5 protein-coding genes are annotated in these 5,328 nt (G+C 39.8%); 1 reads left to right on the plus strand and 4 read right to left on the minus strand.

Annotated elements, in window-relative coordinates:
• Nucleotides 1–1,311, plus strand: a 1,311-nt coding sequence (locus tag C7B62_RS24205; protein ID WP_106243749.1) for a TldD/PmbA family protein, incomplete at its 5' end; no start/stop codon positions are given.
• A 54-nt stretch (nt 1,312–1,365) separates the two neighbouring features.
• Here C7B62_RS24205 and C7B62_RS24210 read toward each other — a convergent pair.
• From C7B62_RS24210 to C7B62_RS24225, 4 genes are all read right to left on the minus strand, one after another.
• On the minus strand, nt 1,366–2,811 hold the full coding sequence (locus C7B62_RS24210) for a DNA phosphorothioation system restriction enzyme (RefSeq protein ID WP_106243752.1): 1,446 nt from the start codon (nt 2,809–2,811) through the stop codon (nt 1,366–1,368).
• Nucleotides 2,812–2,840: 29 nt separating this feature from the next.
• Nucleotides 2,841–3,278, minus strand: a complete 438-nt coding sequence (locus C7B62_RS24215; RefSeq protein ID WP_106243755.1) for a GNAT family N-acetyltransferase — start codon at nt 3,276–3,278, stop codon at nt 2,841–2,843.
• Between the two features lie 34 nt (nt 3,279–3,312).
• Nucleotides 3,313–3,543, minus strand: a complete 231-nt coding sequence (locus C7B62_RS24220; RefSeq protein WP_106243758.1) for a DUF4327 family protein — start codon at nt 3,541–3,543, stop codon at nt 3,313–3,315.
• Between the two features lie 245 nt (nt 3,544–3,788).
• The gene (locus tag C7B62_RS24225) at nt 3,789–4,910 is read right to left on the minus strand and encodes a Gfo/Idh/MocA family protein (RefSeq protein ID WP_106243762.1); all 1,122 of its coding nucleotides are present in this window, start codon (nt 4,908–4,910) and stop codon (nt 3,789–3,791) included.
• Between the last annotated feature and the right edge of the window lie 418 nt (nt 4,911–5,328).

The raw sequence follows: 5,328 nt of genomic DNA on the forward strand, positions 1-5,328 counted from the left end.
GGAATAAGAGTGCTATTAGACGGTGCATGGGGTTTTGCTGCTTCTCATCGCATTACTCCAGCAGAAATCACGCGGATTGTTAACTTAGCTGTGGAAACCGCCAAAGGTAGTCGTTTAACCCAACAAGAGCCTGTTAAGCTAGTGCCTGTAGAGGCATATCAAGAGCGCTACAATACACCAATTAAAATTAATCCTTTTGAAGTGCCGATTCAAGAGAAAGCGGAGTTATTGCTGAAGATTAACGATCAATTTTTAAGCTATCAAGACAAGGGCATCAAAAAAGCCTATTCTTTCCTCAGTTTTGCCCAAGAAGACAAAATATTTGCTTCTACCGTAGGTTCAATCATCGAACAAACCCTGTATCGTAGCTATCCTGGCATGGGCTGTACAGCGATCGCTAATGGGGATGCCAAAGGCAGAAATTATGAACGTCCACCCCTTAATATTGGCTATGAACATATCGATAGCGCCGATCTACTGGGTAATGTTGAACGAGTAGCCGAGGAAGCAAGCGAAAAAGTTTACGCCCCAGAATTTACAGGAGATGGTAAAACAACCTTAATTCTCAAGCCTAGTAATCTGTTTTTAACTATTCACGAATCTGTCGGACATCCTACCGAACTAGATCGAGTATACGGTTATGAAGCTAACTTCGCAGGAACAAGCTTTGCTACCACGGATAATCTACACCAATTACAATATGCCGCCCCTTGGATCAATCTAGTAGCCGATCGCACTCAACCTCAAGGACGTAGTACGATGCCTTATGATGACGAGGGTGTCCCCGCACAACGTTGGTATGTAGTTAAAGACGGTATCCTCAACGATTATTTGACAGATCGTGAAACTGCATTTCGCTTAGGCAGGAGTAGCAGTAACGGTAGTTCTTTTGCCGATAGTTGGTCGAGTACGCCAATGGTACGCATTCCCAATTTGGGTTTAGAACCAGGTAAGCCAGGAGATAGCCACACTGCTACCTTGGAAGAAATGATTGCCGATACTGAAGAGGGAATTTTAATTGACGGTATTGGCAGCTATTCTATCGATCAACAGCGTCGTAACTTTCAGTTTGGCGGAGATGCCTTCTGGCAGGTGAAAAATGGCAAGATTACGGGAATGCTGAAGAATGTTACCTACCACAGTATGACTACCGACTTCTGGAACAGTATTGATGCTCTTGGGGGTGAATCTGAACTAGTTCAGTGTGGAACAAATATGTGCGGAAAAGGCGAACCGATGCAGATTGCCCAAATGACCCATGCCTGTGTTCCTGTGAGGGTGAGAAATATTCAAGTAGGTAGAGGTTCATAAATTGGACTAGGAGAGAGAGGGTTTCGTCTTAGGAATCAGTAAAAATGTTATTGTTTATAGTTCATATTGTTCTTGCAGCTTAAATAACTGTGTTGTCGCTTCTTCTGCATTGTCAGCCAACTCGGCAAAGGTGATAAACCGCAGTAGTTCTTTGCGTAAGAGGTTCTTTTCTACTTCCCAAGTATCTCGATCTAAATTTGGCGGGATGACGATCGTATCGAATAGTGTAGCTTGTTGTTTACTCGGATGAGGGCGCAAAATTCTGCCACGACGCTGAATAAATTGACGAGAATTACTACTGCTTGCCAGAATTACGGCGGTTTTAATGGCAGGTATATCGACACCTTCATCTAAGCACCGAATCGCAATTAAACCCTGTAACTCTCCTGACTCGAATTGACGACGTAAACGTTCTCTTTCTTCTAAAGACGTATTGGTAGTATAAGTATTAACGCGATAGCCTAACTCTTTGCCTAACAGGTGCGTAACCGCATCAATTTGGCGTGTATCATCGTCTAAATGTCCATCCCCACAATAAAAAATAGTATGGGTAGTATTTAATCTCGATCTCATTAATTTTTCAAGACAGGTTAGTTTATTGGCTGCATTGGCAATTAAACGCGATCGCCTATTTAATAATGAGGTTAAAGTATCATTACCCAGGAAATTAGGGTTTTTGTTTAAAGTCCAGCCAATCCGTTTGGTAAGTTTGGCATAGTCAGCAGCTTCAGGGGTAGTTAGTTCAACCAATATGGGATAGTAAAGATAATGAGCCAATGCACCCTGTTTGATGGCATCTGCTAAGGTAAATTCTGGCTGAAGGATTTTACCAAAATAGTCTAATAAGGCTTCTGTACCCAATTCATCGTATTGTCTTTCTGGAGTAGCGGAAAGAGCCAAACGCAAGCCGATGTTACGGGGTAAACGGGATTCACTCTGAGTTGAACCAAGATTATGTGCTTCATCCCCCACAATTAAGGTTTTGGCAGGAAAGTATTGAAGCTGGGATTGGAAAGCATCACTAATTAGGGTTGAATTGGTGGTGATAATTGTGAGAAATTGGGCGGAATTTGGTAAATTGTTTGGTAAATTATATAGTTGGTTTGATAGCTCTCCTTGCCAGTTATCTACCCGCTTCATAGCAATAATCGGGCGAAGATTAAACCTTTGGCATTCTCTTGACCACTGAGAAACTAAATGCTGAGTTGGACAGACTATTAGTAATACTTGTAATTTGATCTGCTGATAAAGTTCTTGGGCGATCGCTAAAGCAATGATAGTTTTGCCACTACCTGTTGCCATCTTGAGAGTTCCCCTCCCCTTATTGTCTAGCCAATTTGCTACGGCTTGATGCTGATATTTTCTTAGTTTTAAATTATGAGGAAAAATAGGCATACCAAGATTAGCATCTTGATAACTTTTGCCACCTTCTTTCACTCTATTGTTGAGATATTTTTGACGATATAAAGTGGCTAGCCGATGCCAATCAATCTGATTCACTTTGGTTCACTCAATAACTACCAAAAGATTTATAGTTCTTTGTTGAGTAAAACTATTTTACAATCTCTTTGATAATTACGCTGGCAATAAAAAGACTCAGCACTGCTATCTTTTGCCGTTAGTAACCATATATAATCATAATTATCTTGCTTGAGATTTAATTCTAGTTGAGTCAATAATTTTTTGCCAATACCTTGATTTTGGTAATTAGCAGCTACTAAAAATTCAACTATTTCAAAACCTTTTTTTCCTTTAAATGGTACAAAATGACCCATGATTGCCCCAAGAATTTGCTTGCTATCTAGGGCAATGTATCCCGCAAAACCTTGAGACTGATAGATCCAGTTTAATCGTTCATACGCCCAAGTAAATTCCCAATCTTCATTCCAAGGTGGGCTACTAAATACCGAGACGTATAGCTGAGATATTACCTGTAAATCTAGTTTGGCGATCGCACAAATATCCATCTCTAACTTGAGAAAAGTTTCTTAAAACTTGTCCTTAATCACTTTTCCAACTAATTTCACCTACTAAGTCAATAATGCGATCGCGCAATAGATAATCATATCTTTCTAGCTCACACTCAATCATATTCCATTCGTTAGCAGGCAAGTATTCAAATAAAATACGTAAAGGCTGATCGAAGGCAATAACGCCAATTTCTAATAAATTTATCGCTTCTTCGCGGATTGCGCCAATGGAATAACGTTTGGTTGCAGTTGTGGAAATCATAAGTGATACTCTCTACTTAAATAATTAAGTCTGGTTCGATCATAATTTGCAATCAAATACAAATAGCATTGTCTTTTTTACTACTCGAATGAAAAACAATACTGTCAATAGTCAAATCTGCTACAGAATTACCTTTTTTTTAGTTGATATAATTAAGTGTTTTTACTGAGATTACTCAAATTATATGCTCCTTTTCTACTTTTGCCAATTATCAATAGTTAGCAATTGTCAGGGTTTCTTGAAGTTTAACTTCTAGTATAGTTAGCCATAAACTCTTCAAGATTAGGCACATCAACCCAAGTTTTTTGTTGATGGGAGCGGTGGGTTAAATCCATCAGTAATTGCGAATAAACACCCTCTTTTAAGGAGGGGACGAGGGATGTTCCAGCATCAATTGAGGTGACAAAGCGATCGACTACACGAATAAAGGGGGCTAATCTGCCGTCGGTAAACACTTGATTAAATTCATATTTCTTAGGAATCGAAATCTTTTTTAAAGATTTGCCAGCAGGAGCAGCGAATAATTCAAAACCATGGACATAATCTTTTAAGTTACTACTACCAAGAACTAGAGTTCCTGTTTCGCCATAGACTTCTACCCAATGTCCTCTTCCGCCATAGGTAACAGAACTAATCGATAGTTGCACAGGAGTACCATCAGCTAGTTCCATCATGATTAAGCAGGTATCATCGGCATCGACAGGCTTCATTTTCCCCCCCGCCTGGGGGCGTTCAGGTATAGCACAGTTAAGATAGCCACAGAGCTTAGATATAGAGCCAAATAACCAGTGGATATAATCAAAAGCATGGGAAGCTACTGCACCCAAAGCACCGCCTCCCGCCTGCTGTTGAGAATACCAATTCCATTCTCTGGTGGGATCAGCGCGACTAGTTACCAGCCAATCAATTTTAATTAATCTTGTTTTGCCGACATAATCATTGTTTAAGTGTTCAGCCAAAGATAGCCAAGCGGGAACGTAGCGAAATTCAAAGTCAGCGATCGCCGTTACGTCTTGAGCCTGGGCCAAATGATATAATTCCTTAACCTGGGTAGCGTTCATTGCCATGGGTTTTTCCAACAGCAAGTGCTTTTTAGCTTCTAATACTTTTTTACCCATTTCGTAATGTAAAAACGGCGGAGTAGAAATACTGACCGCATCTACTTCAGGCAAAGAGAGAATTTTATCTAGCTCGTTGTAGGCATAGTAAATCTTATGCTCATCGGCAATTTTTTGGGCTTGATTGAGATCGCGATTGTAGACAGCAACAACTTCGGTGCGGGGATGATGTTGAAATCCTGGAATGTGTATTTTCTGTCCAAATCCTGTCCCAACTACGGCTACGCCAATTTGATTTTTAGATATCATCATCAATAATTTTAATAATTTTTCCAGGATTTGCGATCGCTTAATACTGATCTGCTACTGATAGCTAGAAATAATATTACTATCAAAATTACTATCAAATTCATGCCTCAAAATTGACGGCAGCAAATATAATGTGGTCTAAATATTGTCATATTGTCTAAAACTGAGTAAAGGAAAATATAAGCTTTGGATTTGCTCAACTCACTCCGAACATTGGTCACTAAATGTCTAGCAATAATTTCAGCCTTGCTATTATTGATTCCCCTAGCAGCCTGTAATCCTAGTACTCTCTTGGCAAATCCCAACCAACCACCTCAACTAATTAATGTCATTTTAAGCGATCCTAAAACTTTTAACCCTGTATTAGCTGGCGATAAAACTAGTGCCGACGTACGTACAATGCTATTTGATGGTTTAG

It is taken from the genome of Pleurocapsa sp. CCALA 161 (assembly GCF_003003995.1).
Taxonomy (GTDB): domain Bacteria; phylum Cyanobacteriota; class Cyanobacteriia; order Cyanobacteriales; family Xenococcaceae; genus Waterburya.

Coding starts and splice junctions, on each gene's coding strand:
- C7B62_RS24215 (WP_106243755.1), bottom strand. CDS start 3,278: ATGGATATTTGTGCGATCGCCAAACTAGATTTACAGGTAATATCTCAG.
- C7B62_RS24220 (WP_106243758.1), bottom strand. CDS start 3,543: ATGATTTCCACAACTGCAACCAAACGTTATTCCATTGGCGCAATCCGC.
- C7B62_RS24225 (WP_106243762.1), bottom strand. CDS start 4,910: ATGATATCTAAAAATCAAATTGGCGTAGCCGTAGTTGGGACAGGATTT.